This window comes from Rhizobium sp. BG4, assembly GCF_016864575.1.
In the GTDB taxonomy this organism is placed as follows: Bacteria; Pseudomonadota; Alphaproteobacteria; order Rhizobiales; family Rhizobiaceae; genus Rhizobium.
Genome location: NZ_CP044125.1, coordinates 1,686,709 through 1,703,801 on the forward strand (window position 1 = coordinate 1,686,709; position 17,093 = coordinate 1,703,801).

At 62.4% G+C, this 17,093-nt stretch carries 15 protein-coding genes and 1 pseudogene; 4 read left to right on the forward strand and 12 right to left on the reverse strand.

The genetic code is table 11. The annotated features are described in order from the left end of the window. Nucleotides 1-2 precede the first annotated feature (2 nt). Nucleotides 3-398 carry a type II toxin-antitoxin system HicB family antitoxin gene (locus F2982_RS08795; RefSeq protein ID WP_203429835.1) on the forward strand — a complete coding sequence of 132 codons (396 nt, stop codon included), beginning with the start codon at nt 3-5 and terminating at the stop codon, nt 396-398. A gap of 3 nt (nt 399-401) precedes the next feature. On the opposite strand, the gene F2982_RS08800 is transcribed toward F2982_RS08795, so the two are convergent. From F2982_RS08800 to rimP, 9 genes and pseudogenes are all read right to left on the reverse strand, one after another. Continuing rightward, nucleotides 402-1,418 carry a class I SAM-dependent methyltransferase gene (locus F2982_RS08800; protein ID WP_203429836.1) on the reverse strand — a complete coding sequence of 339 codons (1,017 nt, stop codon included), beginning with the start codon at nt 1,416-1,418 and terminating at the stop codon, nt 402-404. A gap of 75 nt (nt 1,419-1,493) precedes the next feature. Further along, a pseudogene (gene pnp / locus F2982_RS08805) lies at nt 1,494-3,631 on the reverse strand (polyribonucleotide nucleotidyltransferase). 331 nt (nt 3,632-3,962) lie between these two features. Beyond that, entirely contained in the window at nt 3,963-4,232 is a 270-nt protein-coding gene (gene rpsO / locus F2982_RS08810) for a 30S ribosomal protein S15 (protein ID WP_026283114.1), read from the reverse strand. Nucleotides 4,233-4,401: 169 nt separating this feature from the next. Further along, entirely contained in the window at nt 4,402-5,334 is a 933-nt protein-coding gene (gene truB / locus F2982_RS08815; RefSeq protein WP_203429837.1) for a tRNA pseudouridine(55) synthase TruB, read from the reverse strand. Between the two features lie 14 nt (nt 5,335-5,348). After that, the gene (gene rbfA, locus F2982_RS08820; RefSeq protein ID WP_112714204.1) at nt 5,349-5,753 is read right to left on the reverse strand and encodes a 30S ribosome-binding factor RbfA; all 405 of its coding nucleotides are present in this window, start codon (nt 5,751-5,753) and stop codon (nt 5,349-5,351) included. A 74-nt stretch (nt 5,754-5,827) separates the two neighbouring features. After that, nucleotides 5,828-8,524 carry a translation initiation factor IF-2 gene (infB, locus tag F2982_RS08825; protein ID WP_130279389.1) on the reverse strand — a complete coding sequence of 899 codons (2,697 nt, stop codon included), beginning with the start codon at nt 8,522-8,524 and terminating at the stop codon, nt 5,828-5,830. A gap of 98 nt (nt 8,525-8,622) precedes the next feature. Next, the gene (locus tag F2982_RS08830; RefSeq protein WP_199629905.1) at nt 8,623-9,312 is read right to left on the reverse strand and encodes an RNA-binding protein; all 690 of its coding nucleotides are present in this window, start codon (nt 9,310-9,312) and stop codon (nt 8,623-8,625) included. Further along, nucleotides 9,309-10,913: a transcription termination factor NusA gene (gene nusA, locus F2982_RS08835; protein ID WP_112714210.1), complete on the reverse strand. Its 1,605-nt coding sequence runs from the start codon at nt 10,911-10,913 to the stop codon at nt 9,309-9,311. Before nusA ends, F2982_RS08830 begins: the two co-directional genes overlap by 4 nt. Nucleotides 10,914-10,973: 60 nt before the next feature. After that, nucleotides 10,974-11,579 carry a ribosome maturation factor RimP gene (gene rimP, locus F2982_RS08840; protein ID WP_112714212.1) on the reverse strand — a complete coding sequence of 202 codons (606 nt, stop codon included), beginning with the start codon at nt 11,577-11,579 and terminating at the stop codon, nt 10,974-10,976. 251 nt (nt 11,580-11,830) lie between these two features. Here rimP and F2982_RS08845 point away from each other — a divergent pair, with 251 nt between their 5' ends. Together F2982_RS08845 and F2982_RS08850 are read left to right on the forward strand one after the other, a co-directional pair. Then, nucleotides 11,831-13,462 (forward strand): MFS transporter, encoded by a 1,632-nt coding sequence (locus F2982_RS08845; RefSeq protein WP_203429838.1) that lies wholly within the window; start codon nt 11,831-11,833, stop codon nt 13,460-13,462. An 11-nt stretch (nt 13,463-13,473) separates the two neighbouring features. Then, entirely contained in the window at nt 13,474-13,923 is a 450-nt protein-coding gene (locus F2982_RS08850) for a GNAT family N-acetyltransferase (protein WP_203429839.1), read from the forward strand. Between the two features lie 3 nt (nt 13,924-13,926). Here F2982_RS08850 and F2982_RS08855 read toward each other — a convergent pair whose 3' ends face one another. Continuing rightward, on the reverse strand, nt 13,927-15,186 hold the full coding sequence (locus F2982_RS08855) for a lytic murein transglycosylase (RefSeq protein WP_203429840.1): 1,260 nt from the start codon (nt 15,184-15,186) through the stop codon (nt 13,927-13,929). 6 nt (nt 15,187-15,192) lie between these two features. After that, nucleotides 15,193-15,798: a recombination mediator RecR gene (gene recR / locus F2982_RS08860; RefSeq protein ID WP_203429841.1), complete on the reverse strand. Its 606-nt coding sequence runs from the start codon at nt 15,796-15,798 to the stop codon at nt 15,193-15,195. Between the two features lie 57 nt (nt 15,799-15,855). On the opposite strand from recR, the gene F2982_RS08865 reads away from it, so the two are divergent. Next, nucleotides 15,856-16,485 carry an MOSC domain-containing protein gene (locus F2982_RS08865; RefSeq protein ID WP_203429842.1) on the forward strand — a complete coding sequence of 210 codons (630 nt, stop codon included), beginning with the start codon at nt 15,856-15,858 and terminating at the stop codon, nt 16,483-16,485. Here the strand turns inward: F2982_RS08865 and F2982_RS08870 are convergent. Then, nucleotides 16,475-17,086 carry a LysE family translocator gene (locus F2982_RS08870; RefSeq protein ID WP_203430038.1) on the reverse strand — a complete coding sequence of 204 codons (612 nt, stop codon included), beginning with the start codon at nt 17,084-17,086 and terminating at the stop codon, nt 16,475-16,477. The genes F2982_RS08865 and F2982_RS08870 overlap by 11 nt on opposite strands. Nucleotides 17,087-17,093: the final 7 nt, after the last annotated feature.

A 17,093-nucleotide genomic window follows, 5' to 3' on the forward strand; every position in this document is an offset into this window, starting at 1 on the left:
CGATGAAATACTTCATCGCTCTCGTCCACAAGGACGAAGACAGCGCTTTCGGGATCAGCTTTCCCGATCTGCCATCCGTCTTTTCAGCTGCGGATAAAGAAGACGACCTGACGGCGAATGCCATCGAAGCCCTGCGGCTCTGGGCCGAAGATGAGGTACTTCCCGTGCCGTCATCCTTCGAAACCATCAGCAGCCGCGCCGATGTTCGCGAACAGTTGGCAGCAGGCGCATTTCTCACACGTGTACCGTTCATCGAGGACGAAACGCGGATCGTGCGTGCGAACGTGACATTTGAGAAGGGTATGCTCGATGCGATCGACGCCGCTGCCAAAGAGCGGGGCCTGACCCGGTCGGCCTTCCTTGCGAGCGCCGCCCGCAAGGAAATCGAAGCGGCGTAGCGCTTACTTTTTCGCCCAGAGAACCTTGAAGCGGGCGTTGCGGCAGGTTTCGCCGCTTTCGCGGAAGCTTGCCGCCAGGACCGGCTCGTAGGGAAGGCCGCGGTTGGCGACGAGCATGAGGCGGCCGCCGCCGCGTAGCGCCGAGGCTGCAGTCTTGATCATCGCCTGGCCGAGCGAGGGCTCAGCGGCGTGGCCCTCGTGGAAGGGCGGGTTCATGATGATCAGGTCGTACTTGTCCTTGACCGGCTCGGCGGCCAGATCGTGCCAGAAGAAGCGAGCGGGCGCCTTCGGGAAGTTCTCTGCCAGATTGTCCTTGGCGGCTTCCAGCGAGGCGTGGTTGGCCTCGTAAAGGTCGAGACGCTCGAGGCGCGGCGACTTCTCCATCAGTTCGACCGAGAGATAGCCCCAGCCGGCGCCGAAATCGGCGGCGTCGCCGGTGAAATCGGTCGGAAGGCGCGAGGCGAGCAGTTCCGAGCCGTCGTCGATGCGATCATGCGAGAACATGCCGGGGGCGGCGATGAAGCGGCCATCGACACGCACCGACGCCTTGGCGAATTTGGCGACAGCTTCGCTGACATCAGCCGGACGGATGAACCAGAAGGCGACGCCGTGATATTTTGGCATGTGCTCGATATCGAAGCCGAAGCCATCCATGCGCTTGCGCAGCGGCTGGATGCCGTCTTCCTTACCGCCGGCGATGACGATCAAGCCACCCGCCTTCACGCGGGAGAGCGCGGCGGCGATATTCGCCTCGTTCTCGCCCTTGTGCTTGGTGCAGAGAACCAGAGCCGCATCATAGTCCTCGCCTTCGATCTCAGGCGTGGTTTCGATGCGCTGCGCCTGTAGCTGCCGGAACAGCGGGCGGAAGCCCTGTACGGCGCTCAGCGAGGCCGCAAAGCCCTCCGGCAGCGCGAAACCTGCCTCGGCGCCGAGAAACAGCACACGCTGCCCCTCGCCCGGCGCATCGACAGTGCCGCTGGCAAAGGGGTGGAACAGGGTTTTCAGCGTTTCGCGGCTCATGGGCTCATCTCGTCTTTGAATACAAAAAGGGCGCGGAAACAGTCCCGCGCCCATGAAGTCCTGGAAAGGCGCAGCTTACTCGGCTGCTTCTTCCTTCTTCTTGTCAGCCGGGATTTCCTGGCCGGTCGCCTGATCGACAACCTTCATCGACAGGCGGACCTTGCCGCGCTCGTCGAAGCCGAGGAGCTTGACCCAAACCTTCTGGCCTTCCTTGACAACGTCCTGGGTCTTGGCAACGCGCTCGGAAGCGAGCTGCGAGATGTGGACGAGGCCGTCACGGGCGCCGAAGAAGTTGACGAATGCGCCGAAGTCGGCGGTCTTGACGACCGTGCCTTCGTAGATAACGCCGATTTCCGGCTCGGCAACGATCGAGTGAATCCACTTGCGGGCCGCTTCGATTTCCTTGCCCGAGGACGAGGCGATCTTGACGGTGCCGTCGTCTTCGATGTTGATCTTCGCGCCGGTCTTTTCGACGATTTCACGGATGACCTTGCCGCCGGAGCCGATGACTTCACGGATCTTGTCGACCGGGATGTTCATGACTTCGATGCGCGGAGCGAATTCGCCGAGCTGGCCACGGCTCTCGGTGATGGCCTTGGCCATTTCGCCGAGGATGTGCTTGCGGCCGCCCTGTGCCTGGCCGAGAGCGACCTTCATGATCTCTTCGGTGATACCGGCGATCTTGATGTCCATCTGCAGCGAGGTGATGCCGTCAGCGGTACCGGCAACCTTGAAGTCCATGTCGCCGAGGTGGTCTTCGTCGCCGAGGATGTCGGAGAGAACGGCGAAGCGGTCACCTTCGAGGATCAGGCCCATGGCGATACCAGCAACCGGCTTGGCAAGCGGAACGCCTGCGTCCATGAGCGCCAGCGAGGTGCCGCAAACGGTTGCCATCGAGGACGAGCCGTTCGACTCGGTGATTTCGGAGACAACGCGCAGCGTGTAGGGGAATTGTTCAGCCGACGGCAGCATCGGGCGGATAGCGCGCCATGCGAGCTTGCCGTGACCGATTTCGCGGCGGCCCGGGGAGCCCATGCGGCCGGTTTCGCCAACAGAGTAGGGCGGGAAGTTGTAATGGAGCAGGAAGCGCTCCTTGTACATGCCCGTCAGGCTGTCGACATACTGTTCGTCTTCGCCGGTGCCGAGCGTGGCAACGACGATCGCCTGCGTTTCACCGCGGGTGAAGAGAGCAGAACCGTGGGTGCGCGGCAGGAGGCCAACTTCGGAAACGATTGGACGAACGGTTTCGAGGTCGCGGCCGTCGATGCGGCTCTTGGTGTCGAGGATGTTCCAGCGAACGATCTTTGCCTGCAGGTGCTTGAAGATCGCGCCGACTTCTTCAGCCGTGTACTTGGCTTCGCCTTCTTCCGGCAGGAAGTGTGCCTTGACCTTCGCCTTGACGGCGTCGACGGCAGCGTAGCGTTCAGCCTTCTGCGTGTTCTTGTAGGCGGTGCGGAGTTCGGCTTCGAAATGCTTCAGCATTTCGCCTTCGAGTTCCGAATAGTCTTCCGGCTGGAAGTCGCGCGGTTCCTTGGCAGCCACTTCGGCGAGCTTGATGATCGCGTCGAGAACCGGCTGGAAGCCCTTGTGGCCGAACATGACGGCGCCGAGCATGATTTCTTCGTTGAGTTCCTTGGCTTCGGATTCAACCATTAGAACGGCGTCATGTGTACCGGCAACGACGAGGTCGAGAACCGACTCGTCCATCTCGTCGAGATGCGGGTTGAGGATGTATTCGCCGTTGATGTAACCGACGCGAGCGCCGCCGACCGGGCCCATGAAGGGAACGCCGGAGAGCGTCAAGGCTGCGGAGGTCGCAACCATCGACAGGATATCCGGGTTGTTTTCGAGGTCATGCTGGATGACCGTGACAACGACCTGCGTGTCGTTCTTGTAGCCTTCCGGGAAGAGCGGGCGGATCGGGCGGTCGATCAGGCGGGAAACGAGGGTTTCGTTTTCCGACGGACGTCCTTCGCGCTTGAAGTAGCCGCCGGGATCTTGCCGGCTGCGTAGGTCTTTTCCTGGTAGTTGACGGTGAGCGGGAAGAAATCCTGGCCGGGCTTCGGAGCCTTGGCGGAAACGACGGTCGCGAGAACGACGGTTTCGCCGTAGGTGGCGAGAACGGCGCCGTCAGCCTGACGGGCGATCTTGCCGGTTTCGAGCTTCAGCGGACGGCCTGCCCACTCGATTTCCACGCTATGGGTATCGAACATATGTCTTGTCCTTCAATGCGGGAACAGGCGCCACGACCCTTTCAAGGCATAGCGCGCGATCGACCGCAATTATGTGACGCATCATGGGCAAGACAACGGGAGGCTTTGCGGCAGCGGCTTTCGAGAAAGCCGGGCCAAGGCTTCGGTACCTTGGCCGGAAAGCATCCGGCAATCCTGCCCCATGACAGGTCAACGGTTGTTTTGGCAAAACCGGCCCATCCGGGTCTGCCTCAGTTCCGCCGCGCGAGATATCAAACGGGGCGGTCAGTCTGTGGGGCACCAAGCCCCGAATAAGCAACCGGCGGGCGTCCGAAGAGCCCGCCGGAAAACATTAGCGACGGATACCCAGGCTGGTGATCAGCTTGGTGTAGCGGCCTTCGTTCTTCTTCTTGAGGTAGTCGAGAAGCGAACGGCGGCTCGAAACCATCGTCAGCAGGCCACGGCGGGAGTGGTTGTCCTTCTTGTGGCCCTTGAAGTGTTCCGTGAGGTTGTTGATCCGCTCGGTCAGGATGGCAACCTGGACTTCCGGAGAACCGGTGTCGCCTTCAAACGTTGCGTATTCCTTGATCAGGGCGGTCTTGCGCTCAGCAGTAATCGACATCGGATGTTCCTTTCAATGAGAGGAGATAAGGTCGCCAAAAGCCGGGATGTCGTCCAGCTTTGGCCGCGAATTGCATTCAGGCCTGCCTGATGCTGGCGCTGCCTATAAACCATTCAGACAGCGAAGGGAAGAGGCATGACTGGCACGCCTCCTCAAGGCTCCTGTGGCCTCAGCCGAAGACGCGCTTCGGGCGGAATTCGCCCTGGCCGATCTCGCCGATGGCGATCAGCTTGCCGCGTGCCGTCGCATAGGCTTCGCTCTCGGTGATCGGCGCATCGCGGCCGCGCACCAGGATCGGATTGCCCATTTTCAGGCGGTGCGCCTGGTCGTCGTTGACGATGAGATGCGGCAGCGCGGAAAGCGCCTCGCTGGTGTCGATCAGCAGCGCGTCGAGGGCGACCAGACGCTCGTCCTGATCCTCGATCGCTTCGAGGGCGACGAGATCGGCAAGCGGGATCATGCTGTCTTCGGCGAAGGGAGCGACGAAGGTGCGGCGGAGACCCGAGATATGGCCGTAGCAACCGAGTTCGCGGCCGAAATCACGGGCGAGAGCGCGGACATAGGTGCCCTTGCCGCATTCGACTTCGAAATGCGCGGTGCTGGCATCCGGGCAGGAGAGCAGCGTCAGGCGGAAGATCTCGACTTCGCGCGACGGGATCTCGACGGCCTCGCCCTCACGGGCGAGATCGTAGGCGCGCTCACCGGCAATCTTGATCGCCGAAAACTGCGGCGGAACCTGGCTGATGACGCCGGTATAGCCCGGTAGCAGGGCGCGGATCTGTTCCTCAGACGGACGCTTGTCCGAGCTCTGGGTTACGTCACCCTCGAGGTCGTCAGTGGCGCGCTCTTCGCCCCAGGTGACGGTGAATTCGTAGATCTTGCGGCCATCCATGACGTAAGGAACAGTCTTGGTGGCGTCGCCAAGTGCGATCGGCAGCATGCCGGAGGCAAGCGGATCGAGCGTGCCGGCATGGCCGCATTTCTGCGCCTTGAACAGCCACTTGATCTTGGAAACGGCTTCCGTGGAGCCGAAATCCACCGGCTTGTCGAGGATCAGCCAGCCGGAAACCGGGCGGCCCTTGGGTTTACGTGGTTTGGACATGTCTTCTTCTGTTATCAGGCGTCAGCGTCGTCATCGAGGTCGCGGCTGACCTCCGGAGAGCGCAGGAGCTCATCGATCTTCTTGTAATTGTCGAAGCTCGTATCGTCGCGGAAGCGGACTTCCGGCATGTATTTCATCTGGCGCAGCTGATTGCCGAGGCGGCCGCGGATGTATTTCGCATTCTTGTTCAGCGCCGCGATCACCTTGTCATGATCGGAGACGCCGAGCGGCGTCACGAAGGCGGTCGCGATCTTCAGATCGGGCGACATGCGCACTTCGGAGATGGAGATCACGGTCTTTTCGATCACGTCGTCGCGGACTTCGCCGCGCTGCAGCACCTGCGTGATCGCAGCGCGCACCTGCTCGCCGACGCGCAGCATGCGCTGGGAAGGAGCGGAGGTTGTCGGTCTTGTTGCCATTTTTCTTTGCCTCAAAAGGTTCGGGCGCCGGCCTTACGTGATCCGGCGCCCGTCCATGATACAGGTCCGCGCGATCAGAGCGAGCGGGTGATATGCTCGACGCGGAAGCACTCGATGACATCGCCGGCGCGGATATCTTCGTAGTTCTCGAAGGCCATACCGCATTCCTGACCGACCGGAACTTCCGATACTTCGTCCTTGAAGCGCTTGAGCGTCTTGAGCTTGCCTTCGTGGATGACGACGTTGTCGCGGATGAGGCGCACGCCTGCACCACGCTCGACCTTGCCTTCCGTGACGCGGCAACCCGCGACCTTGCCGGTCTTGGTGATGTTGAACACCTCGAGGATTTCGGCATTGCCGAGGAAGGTCTCGCGACGTTCCGGCGACAGCAGGCCCGACATCGCTGCCTTCACGTCATCCACCAGATCGTAGATGATGTTGTAGTAGCGGATCTCGATGCCGCCACGCTCGGCAGCGGTACGTGCCTGCGCATTGGCACGGACGTTGAAGCCGATGATCGCCGCATCGGAGGACTCGGCAAGCGAGATATCCGACTCGGTGATGGCTCCGGCGCCCGAATGAACGATGCGGGCACGCACTTCGTCGGTACCGAGCTTGTCCAGGGCGCCGATGATGGCTTCGATCGAGCCCTGCACGTCACCCTTGATGACCAGCGGGAATTCCTTGTAGCCGGTGTTCTGCAGCTTGCTCATCATCTGTTCGAGCGAACCGCGCTGGCCGGACTGGCGGGCAGCTGCCTTGTCGCGCGCCAGACGCTGGCGGTACTCGGAGATTTCGCGAGCACGGGCTTCGTTTTCGACGACGGCAAACTTGTCGCCTGCAGCCGGCGTGCCGGAAAGACCGAGAACTTCGACCGGGGTCGCCGGACCGGCTTCCTTGACGTGGTCGCCCTTGTCGGTGACGAGCGCGCGGACGCGGCCCCACTGATCGCCGGCAACGATGATCTGGCCCGGCTTCAGCGTACCCTTCTGGACCAGAACTGTCGCAACCGCACCACGGCCACGGTCGAGCTGAGCTTCGATGACGGTGCCTTCGGCAGTACGGGTCGGGTCGGCCTTGAGGTCGAGGATTTCGGCCTGCAGCAGGACGGCTTCGAGCAGCTTGTCGAGGTTCGTCTTGTTCTTGGCCGAAACTTCGACGTCGAGCACTTCACCGCCGAGCGATTCCACGAAGACTTCGTGCTGCAGAAGCTGCTGACGGACGCGGTCCGGCTTGGCTTCGTGCTTGTCGATCTTGTTGATCGCCACGATGATCGGAACACCAGCCGCCTTGGCGTGGTTGATGGACTCAATCGTCTGCGGCATCACGCTGTCGTCGGCCGCGACCACCAGGATCGCGATATCCGTCGCCTGCGCACCGCGGGCACGCATGGCCGTGAAGGCGGCGTGGCCGGGGGTGTCGATGAAGGTGATCTTCTGGCCGTTCTGTTCGACCTGATAGGCACCGATATGCTGGGTGATACCACCGGCTTCGCCGGAGACGACGTTTGCCTGACGGATGGCGTCGAGCAGCGAGGTCTTACCGTGGTCGACGTGACCCATGATGGTGACGACAGGCGGACGCGAAACCATTTCGCCGGCATCGTCGGCCTTGTCAAAGATACCTTCTTCGACGTCGGATTCCGAGACGCGCTTGACGGTGTGGCCGAATTCGCTGGCGATGAGTTCTGCGAGGTCGGCGTCGATGACGTCGCCCGGCTTCATCATCTGGCCTTCCTTCATCAGGTACTTGATGACGTCGACGGCGCGTTCAGACATGCGCTGCGACAGTTCCTGAATGGTGATGGTTTCAGGCAGGATGACTTCGCGAATGACCTTTTCGCGGGTTTCCTGCATCTGGCTGCGGCGGAACTTTTCCTGACGGCGGCGGGTGGCAGCCATCGAGCGGCCGCGCGCACCTTCGTCGTCAACGCCGGCCGTGCCGATCGTCAGCTTGCCGCGGCGGCGGTCTTCCTCGCCCTTCGGACGGGTAGTGACGGGCTTTGCCGGTTCCGGGCGGACAACACGGCCGCGTGCCGGAGCACCGCGCGCAGCGCCGCCGCGATCATCTTCCTCGCCTTCGCGGCGGCCGCGGGCGGCTGCCGGAGCAGCAGCAGATCCGGGACGCGCAGCGCCAGGTGCCGGTGCGGCATCGGGGCGGCGGGCCGCAGGTGCCGACGGCTGAGCCGCACGGGCCTGAACAGGCTCTGCAGCCGGAGCCGGTGCCGGGGCTTCAACGACCGGAGGTGCCGGCGGACGGGCAGCTTCTTCAGCGGCCCGGCGCGCAGCCTCTTCAGCTTCAGCGGCCTGACGGGCGGCTTCTTCGACAGCGCGGCGCTTCTCTTCCTCGACACGGCGAGCCGCGTCTTCAGCTTCGCGAACCTGCGCCATGGCAAGAGCGCGGCGACGCGCATCCATTTCTTCCGGCGACAGATGGTTCAGCACCACCGGACGCGGACGGTCCTGCTGGCGCGGAGCCTGCTGCTGAGAGCTGGGCTGCTGGATACGGGGTGCCGGTGCCTGCGGCTGCGGACGAGCCTGGACAGGCGCGGGTGCAGGCTCGGCTGCGCGCGGCGCTGCCGGAGCAGGTGCGACCGGACGTTCGTCTTCAGGGCGCATCGGGCGCCGCTTGCGGGTCTCGACGACGACCGCTTTGGTGCGACCGCGACCCATATCCTGGCGCACGGTGCCCTGGCTTATCCCCGACGGTTTCAGGGTCAGCGTCTTCTTGCCCGTTGCACCAAGTGTCTTGTCGTCATTGCTATCGGTCATTCGATCCCGTTCCTTCGGACAGGGATCGATGACGTCATCAGACCCTGTCAATCACATAAGTCGATCAATGATGGGCCGGCAGATGCCGGTCGCCCGTATCATTGTTTTTGCCGGCCAGCGCTGCCCGGCGCTCGCGACTGACCGCCATTGCGGTACTGCTCGAGCATCTTTGCGCGCTTCACTACACCCTCACCTGCCTGCCCTGCAAGCACTGCGGCATGGATAAAAGCATTCTGGCCCATCACCCCTTCCATTTCGCTCTCCGAGAAGAGACGGAAGGAAGGTATTTCCTCCTCGGTTTCCATTCCGAGGTGCCAGGCCTTGCGAGCCTGGTCTATCTTTCGCACGCCATCATCGGCCGCTCCGGTCGAATGGAAGACCGCGATCGCCGCGCCAGCGCGGATCGCAGCATCCACTTTCGAGGCGCCGGTGATGAATTGACCGGCCTTGCGGGCCATATTCATCATCTGCATCAGCTGCTGTGCCAGCAGCCGGTCGACGGTTTCGCCGAGATCATCGGCAGCCTTCACGTCGGCCTTCAAAGCGCGGGCGAAGGTCTTCTTCGCCACCGCCTTGTCGACCAGCGAACGGTCGATCTTCACCCAGCATCCCCGGCCCGGAAGCTGACGCTTCAGGTCCGGAATGATGGAGCCATCGGGAGCGGCCACGAAGCGGATCAGCTCATCCGGCGATCCGCTTTCGCGCGTCACGATGCACATGCGGCCGTTCACGTCGTAACCTGCAAGATCATCATCCTCAGGAGAAGTGTCCGGCTGCGCGGTCATTATGCGTCCTGCTCGGCAGCATCGGCCTCAACGGCTTCGGCTTCCTTCGCAAGGTCTTCCTCGGTGATCCAGCCAGCCAGCAGGCGGGCCTGAACGACCATCTGTTCAGCTTCGACGCGCGAAACATCGAACTTCGAGAAGAGACCCTCGAACTTCTTCGTTTCGCCATTCTTGCGCTCGGTCCAGCCGACGAGATCGTCTGCTGCGCAACCGGCGAAGTCCTCGACCGTCTTGATGCCGTCTTCGCCGAGAGCGACCATCATCTGGGCGGTGATGCCGTTGATCTGGCGCAGCTCGTCGGTAACGCCGAGCGCCTTGCGCTTCTCGTCCATCTCGGCTTCGAGCTTTTCGAGATATTCGCGGGCGCGGGTCTGGATTTCCTGCGCGGTGTCTTCGTCGAAACCGTCGATCGAGGCGATTTCGTCGAGATCCACATAGGCCAGCTCTTCAACGGCTGCGAAGCCTTCGGAAGCCAGGACCTGACCGACCATTTCGTCAACGTCGAGAGCATCCATGAACAGGTTGGTGCGCTCGTTGAATTCCTTCTGACGGCGCTCCGACTCTTCGGCTTCCGTCATGATATCGATGTCCCAGCCGGTCAGCTGCGAGGCCAGACGAACGTTCTGACCGCGGCGGCCGATGGCGAGCGACAGCTGCTCGTCGGGAACGACGACTTCGATGCGCTCTGCATCTTCGTCGAGAACGACCTTGGCGACTTCAGCCGGCTGCAGGGCATTGACCACGAAGGTCGCCGGATCCTGCGACCACGGAATGATGTCGATCTTTTCGCCCTGGAGTTCGCCGACGACGGCCTGAACGCGCGAACCGCGCATACCGACGCAGGCGCCGACCGGATCGATCGAGCTATCGTTCGAGATAACGGCGATCTTGGCGCGCGAACCCGGATCACGGGCAACCGAGCGAACCTGGATGATGCCGTCGTAGATTTCCGGAACTTCCATGGTGAAGAGCTTCACCATGAACTGCGGATGCGTGCGCGACAGGAAGATCTGCGGGCCGCGCTGTTCGCGACGGACGTCATATACGTATGCGCGGACGCGATCGCCATAGCGGACGTTTTCGCGCGGGATCATTTCGTCGCGACGGATAATGCCTTCGCCACGGCCGAGGTCGACGATAACGTTGCCGTACTCGACGCGCTTGACGGTACCGTTGACGATTTCGCCGACGCGGTCCTTGAACTCGTCGAACTGGCGGTCACGCTCGGCTTCGCGAACCTTCTGGACGATGACCTGCTTTGCGGACTGCGCCGCGATACGGCCGAAATCCATCGGCGGCAGCGGATCGGCGATGAAATCGCCAAGAGCTGCATCGGGGTTGCGGTCACGGGCGAGTTCCAGCGGGATCTGCGTGGAATAGTCCTCGGCCTTCTCGACGACTTCGAGCAGACGCTGCAGACGGATTTCGCCGGTCTTCGGGTTGATGTCGGCGCGGATGTTCGATTCCGAACCGTAACGGGAGCGAGCCGCCTTCTGGATCGCATCGGCCATAGCGGCCAGCACGATTTCGCGGTCGATGACTTTTTCGCGCGCCACTGCATCTGCGATCTGCAGAAGCTCGAGCCGGTTCGCACTGACTGCCATTGTTTTATCTCTCCGTCTTGGCCTTCCGGGTTCCCGTCCCTGGAGCCTGTAGTTGATCGGTTATTCTTGGTCTTCCGCGTCGTTCTGGTTCGCGGCTTCCGCCTTCGCAGCCTTATCGGCGCGAAGGGCGTCGCGGATCAGATCGTCGGTCAGGATAAGCTTGGCGTCGGAAAGGGCCGTGAAGGGGATTTCCACCTTCTGCTCTTCGCCATAAGCAACCTGGTCACGCTCGAGCGTGAAGCCATCTGCATTCGATTCCAGAATCTTGCCGCGGAACCGCTTGCGGTTGCCGATCATGATCGACGTTTCGCACTTCACAAGATGTCCCTGCCAGCGGACGAAATCCGACTTGCGCACCAAAGGGCGGTCGATACCGGCAGACGACACTTCGAGATGATACTCCCGATCGATCGGATCTTCCACATCGAGGACCGGCGAAACGGCCGTGGAGACCTCTTCGCAATCCTCGACGGTCATGGTGCCATCGTTCTTCTCTGCCATGATCTGCAGCGTCGCGCCGTTCTGATTCAGCATGCGGACGCGGATCAGGCGGAAGCCCATGCCGACAAGCACAGGCTCGATGATGTCGGCAAGGCGCTGGTCAAGCCCGGTCTCGGTAATCAGCCGCGGCTCAAGTTCGTTTTCTACGTTTGTCTGGTCCGACAAGCGGTGCGCTCCTCGCAAATTTCAAAGCATTTTGCATGATCGAGCTAATAAAAAAGAGCGGGTCCTTGCGGCCCACTCTTCATCGTACGATCAAGAATTTGAGTGGCATATAGGCCCGTTTTTCCGAAAATGCAAGCTCCGGCGCCAAATGCGCCCCGGATGCAAATCCCTGCCTAGCCTCGGCCTCGCATCGTCATATATTGGGCAGGACGAGAACAAGACAAGCCGGAGCAAATCCGGACGGAGGGGACGTGCCGTCGAATTCTTCCACGCTGGCGCCGCTGAAGCATGAAACCTATCGCAGAATCTGGTTTGCGAGCCTTGCGTCGAATTTCGGCGGACTGATCCAGGCCGTCGGCGCCGCCTGGATGATGACGACGATCACCGCCTCCGAGGACATGGTGGCGCTGGTGCAGACATCGACGGCGCTGCCGATCATGCTGTTCTCGCTGGTCTCGGGCGCGCTCGCCGACAATTTCGACCGGCGCAGGGTGATGCTGACGGCGCAATGTCTGATGCTCGCCGTTTCGGCCGTTCTGACGGCCTGCGCGCTGATCGGCTGGATCACGCCCTGGCTTCTGCTGATCTTCACCTTCCTGATCGGCTGCGGCACGGCGCTCAACAATCCCTCCTGGCAGGCTTCGGTCGGCGACATGGTGCCGCGCGAGGATCTGCCAAATGCAGTGACGCTGAACAGCATGGGCTTCAACATGACCCGCAGCGTCGGCCCGGCCATCGGCGGCGTCATCGTTGCGGCCGCTGGTGCTGCGGCGGCCTTTGCAGTCAATACGGTGAGCTATCTGGCGCTGATCTATGCACTGAAGCGCTGGAAGCCTGCCTTGCCCGCCTCGACGCTGCCGCGCGAAAGCCTCGGCAGCGCAATCTTCGCCGGGCTCCGCTATATCTCGATGTCGCCGAACCTCGAGAAAGTGCTCGTCCGCGGCTTCATCTTCGGTGTCGGCGCGAGCTCCATTCTGGCGCTGCTGCCGATCGTCGCGATCAATCTCGTCTCCGGCGGCCCGCTCACCTACGGCTTCATGCTCGGTTCTTTCGGCATCGGCGCCATTGGTGGTGGCGCGCTGAACGCGCGGCTGCGCGATGCGCTGAGCAGCGAAACGATCATCCGCTATGCCTTCGCGGGCTTTGCTCTCAGCATGGCGATCACCGCCGCCAGCCCTTTCGCCATCCTCACCTGCGCCGGCCTGCTGATCTCGGGCGGCTGCTGGGTTCTGGCGCTGTCGCTCTTCAACACGATCGTGCAGCTCTCGACGCCGCGCTGGGTCGTCGGCCGGGCGCTCTCGCTCTACCAGACCGTGACCTTCGGCGGCATCGCGGGCGGCAGCTGGCTCTGGGGTATAGCGGCCGACGAGTTCGGCGTTTCCAACGCGCTCTATGGTTCGGCGGCGGTCATGCTCGTCGGCATCGTCATCGGCCTACGCTTCTCGATGCCGGCCTTTGCATCGCTCAATCTCGATCCGCTCAACCGCTTCATCGAGCCGGCGCTCGGCCTCGACATCACGCCACGCAGCGGCCCGATCGTCATCCAGATCGACTACATCATCGGCGACGAGGATCTTCCTGAGTTCCTGAAGCTGATGGGCGAGAGGCGGCGGATCCGCATTCGCGATGGCGCGCGGGCCTGGGCACTGATGCGCGATCTCGAAAATCCCGGCATCTGGACGGAGAGCTATCATACACCGACATGGGTCGAATACATCCGCCACAACCAGCGCCGCACCCAGGCCGATGCCGAGAATACCGATCGGCTGCGGGCGCTGCATCGGGGCACGGAATTGCCGCATGTCCACCGTATGATCGAACGCCAGGCGATACCGCCATCGGACGACGTGTTCCACAAGCCGCCGATCGACATTCATCACTAGGTGCCCGTGCGATGTTCAGACGAGCAAGGGAAAGCGATCTCCCCGCCATCATTGCGATGCTGGCCGACGATGCGCTCGGAAGCGGCCGGGAGGCAATCTCCGACCGGATCGACGAGCGCTATACCGCAGCCTTCGCCGCCATCGACTCAGACCAGAACCAGCTGCTTGCCGTCGCGGTCGACGATCGCGACAATCCGGTCGGCTGCCTGCAGCTGACCTTCATTCCCGGGCTTTCGCGCACCGGCATGTGGCGCGGGCAGATCGAGAGTGTACGCATCGCCGCGACGGAACGCGGCAGCGGGCTCGGTACGTGCTTCATCGAATGGGCGATCGAGGTCTGCCGCGAGCGCGGATGCAAGCTGGTGCAGCTCACCAGCGACAAGTCGAGATCGGATTCCATCCGCTTCTATGAGAAGCTCGGATTCACGGCGAGCCATGAGGGCATGAAGCTCAGTCTCTGACGGCTATTTCAGCTTTCCGATCATCGACGCCTCCGGATAGCAGGTCGGCTTCTCGCCGTTCTTTGCCTGCCACTGGCCGATTGAACGGCGCGTCTTGTAGCCCGGCAGCCCGTCGGAGCCGCCGACATCATAGCCCTGGCGCTCCAGCGCCTTCTGCATCGCCGCCACATCCGAGCGCAGCATCTTCCCGACATCGCCCCAGGCGCCCTGAAAAGAGCCGGAGCCATAGGCGATGCGATCGGCGAGATTGCCGATATAGAGCGCGTAGAGGTCGGAGTTGTTGTATTCCTTGATGACGTAGAAGTTCGGTGTGACGATGAATTCCGGGCCGTCGCGGCCGGCCGGCACCAGCATCATGCCATCCGCCTTCAGTTCCGAAGACGGGAAACCCTTGCCAGTGATACGGTCTATGCCGAGCGAGGCCCATTGCGACAGCGGCTTGGCAAGATCGGGACCTTCCTGGGCGCAAGAGACCGAGGCGGGGATCGTCACCTCGAAGCCCCAGTCGCGGTCGCGCTGCCAGCCTTTCTTGACCAGATAGTTGGCTATCGATGCCAGCGTATCCGGCACCGAGGTCCAGATATTGCGATGGCCGTCGCCATCGAAATCGACGGCGTATTTCAGATAGCTCGTCGGCATGAACTGCGGCTGGCCGAGCGCACCGGCCCAGGAGCCCTTGAAGTCCGCAGGGGTCACATCACCGCCGTCGATGATGTGGAGCGCCGCGATCAACTCGGTGCGGAACATCTCCTTGCGGGTCGACATGAAGGCCTTGGTTGCCAGAACCTGGATCGCCGAATTGGGGATCTTGGCGGCGCCGAACCCGGTCTCTCGGCCCCAGATGGCGAGGACGATCGAGCCCGGCACGCCATAGGTCTTCTCGATCCTCTTGAGGGTAGAGGCGTATTGCGAGGCGAAGCCGCGGCCGGTCATGGCGAGCTTCTTCAACCGATCCTCGTTGAAATAGGGAGCGGGAGAGGAGAATTCGGCCTGCGTCTGCTTGCGGTCCTTCGGCGGCGGGAAACCGGGCGGCGCCAAATCGGGAAGATCCCAGTTGAGCTCGATACCCGAAAAGGCCGCCTGAAAGGTCTTGGCCGAGATGCCGTTCTTCTCGGCTTCCGGCCGCAGGTCGTTCTGCACCCATTTCTCGAACTGCGCTTCGACGGCGGCCTTGGATGGCGCGGCTTGCGCTGGAAGATGAAACGAGACAGCGAGTGCGGCGGTCAGGATCGAAAGACGCGCAAGGATCTTCAATTCGGACATTCCCCCTCAGATGGCCGTTCGTGCACGAAGTGCCGCCGCCAACGTTCCCTCATCGAGATAATCAAGCTCGCCGCCGACCGGCACGCCATGGGCGAGACGGGTGATCTTCACCTCGAGCCCGGAGAGCTGGTCGGTTATATAGTGCGCTGTGGTCTGCCCTTCGACGGTGGCGTTGACGGCGATGATCAGCTCGCGGATGCCGCCCTCGCCGACCCGATCGATCAGGCCGCGGATGTTGAGATCATCGGGCCCGACGCCATCGAGCGGCGACAGCGTGCCGCCGAGAACGTGGTAGGCGGCGTTCATGGCGCCGGCGCGCTCCAGCGCCCAGAGGTCGGACACGTCCTCGACGACGATGATGACGGATTGGTCGCGGTGGTCATCGGTGCAGACGGTGCAGGGATCGACAGTATCGACATTGCCGCAGCGCGAGCAGACCTTCACCTTGTCATAGGCATCGCCCATGGCATGGGAGAGAGGACCGAGAAGCTGGTCCTTCTTCTTGATCAGATGCAGCGCGGCGCGGCGCGCCGAGCGCGGCCCGAGGCCCGGCACCTTCGCCAGAAGCTGGATGAGTTTTTCGATTTCGGGGCCGGTGACTCGCTTTGCCATGCGCCGTTCTTAGCCCATATGTCGTCAAAACGGAATCGCGGAAGGAATGCCGCCGCCATGAAAATAAAAGCGGTCTGCACCGGAAGCCCAGAGCGGCTGCCCGGCAAGAAATACAAGACCGGCATCTTCAAGCATGCGGTCGGCGGCAGCGTGATGATCGATGCCGAAGGACTGCTGGGCGACGCGATCTGCAACCGCACCTATCACGGTGGCGTCGATCAGGCCGTCTATATCGAGGGATCGCTAACGCTCGACTGGTGGAGCGACGAGCTCGACAGGGAGATTGCGCCCGGCACCTTCGGGGAGAACCTCGTCATCGACGGGCTCGACAATCGCGACGTTTCGGTCGGCGACAGGTTTATCGCAGGCGATCTTGTTCTGGAGGCCACCTCGGCCCGCATCCCCTGCGCGACCTTCGCCGCCAGGATGGACGATCCGCGCTTCGTCAAGCGCTACACCAAAGCTGGACGGCCGGGCATTTATTGCCGCGTGCTTGCCAATGGGATCGTAGAAGCCGGGATGGCTGTCGAATACCAACCCTTCGCTGGCGCGAAGGTGACGATGCCCGAAATGATGGAAACGTTCGGCCGAAAGCTCTCGGGCGAGGACCGCGAGCGCTATCTGGCAGCGCCCATCCATTACAAGCTGCGGGCACAGCTGGAGGCGCAGCCGTCAATCAGCGGGTAGCGATCGCCATGGCGGCACCGGCCATGGTGGCGGCGCTGGCGCGGTTGGCGATCATCACGGCGCGGCGGCTCTTGAGAAAGCTGCGGGCCTTGGCTGCCAGGAACATCCAGGTGAAATCGACGACCGCGAGAACGAGGAACAGTGTCACCACCAGTTCCGCCCAGCCACCGAAGGAGACCGCACGGATGTCGATGATCGACGGCAGCAGCGCGATGTAGAACATCATGATCTTCGGATTGCCGAGCGCGATTGCCAGGCCCGTCAGGAACATGCGGCCGCGCGAGCGCGCCTGCGGCAGCTCCTCTTCCTCGACGTCAGGCTTGGCGAACCACATCTTCCAGGCGAGGTAGAGAAGGTAGAGGATACCGAGCCACTTGATGACGACGAAGGCGTGGTAGAAGGTTTCGGCGATCGCCGATAGGCCGGCGATGGCGCAGGTCAGCCAGATGGCATCCCCCGCCCACATGCCGAACAGGAAGGGCAGCACATCGCGCGCGCCCTTCGAGATGACGCGGGCGACGAGGGCCGCAACGCTTGGGCCGGGCGTACCGGCAGCGATGAAAAGAGCGCCGGCAAAAACCAGCAGCGTCGTCAGCGTCAGCATGTCA

What these genes read in the sequence shown, in the direction of transcription:
- F2982_RS08795 (WP_203429835.1), top strand. Translation starts at nt 3, where the DNA reads ATGAAATACTTCATCGCTCTCGTCCACAAGGACGAAGACAGCGCTTTC.
- F2982_RS08800 (WP_203429836.1), bottom strand. Translation starts at nt 1,418, where the DNA reads ATGAGCCGCGAAACGCTGAAAACCCTGTTCCACCCCTTTGCCAGCGGC.
- rpsO (WP_026283114.1), bottom strand. Translation starts at nt 4,232, where the DNA reads ATGTCGATTACTGCTGAGCGCAAGACCGCCCTGATCAAGGAATACGCA.
- truB (WP_203429837.1), bottom strand. Translation starts at nt 5,334, where the DNA reads ATGTCCAAACCACGTAAACCCAAGGGCCGCCCGGTTTCCGGCTGGCTG.
- rbfA (WP_112714204.1), bottom strand. Translation starts at nt 5,753, where the DNA reads ATGGCAACAAGACCGACAACCTCCGCTCCTTCCCAGCGCATGCTGCGC.
- infB (WP_130279389.1), bottom strand. Translation starts at nt 8,524, where the DNA reads ATGACCGATAGCAATGACGACAAGACACTTGGTGCAACGGGCAAGAAG.
- nusA (WP_112714210.1), bottom strand. Translation starts at nt 10,913, where the DNA reads ATGGCAGTCAGTGCGAACCGGCTCGAGCTTCTGCAGATCGCAGATGCA.
- F2982_RS08850 (WP_203429839.1), top strand. Translation starts at nt 13,474, where the DNA reads ATGTTCAGACGAGCAAGGGAAAGCGATCTCCCCGCCATCATTGCGATG.
- F2982_RS08855 (WP_203429840.1), bottom strand. Translation starts at nt 15,186, where the DNA reads ATGTCCGAATTGAAGATCCTTGCGCGTCTTTCGATCCTGACCGCCGCA.
- recR (WP_203429841.1), bottom strand. Translation starts at nt 15,798, where the DNA reads ATGGCAAAGCGAGTCACCGGCCCCGAAATCGAAAAACTCATCCAGCTT.
- F2982_RS08865 (WP_203429842.1), top strand. Translation starts at nt 15,856, where the DNA reads ATGAAAATAAAAGCGGTCTGCACCGGAAGCCCAGAGCGGCTGCCCGGC.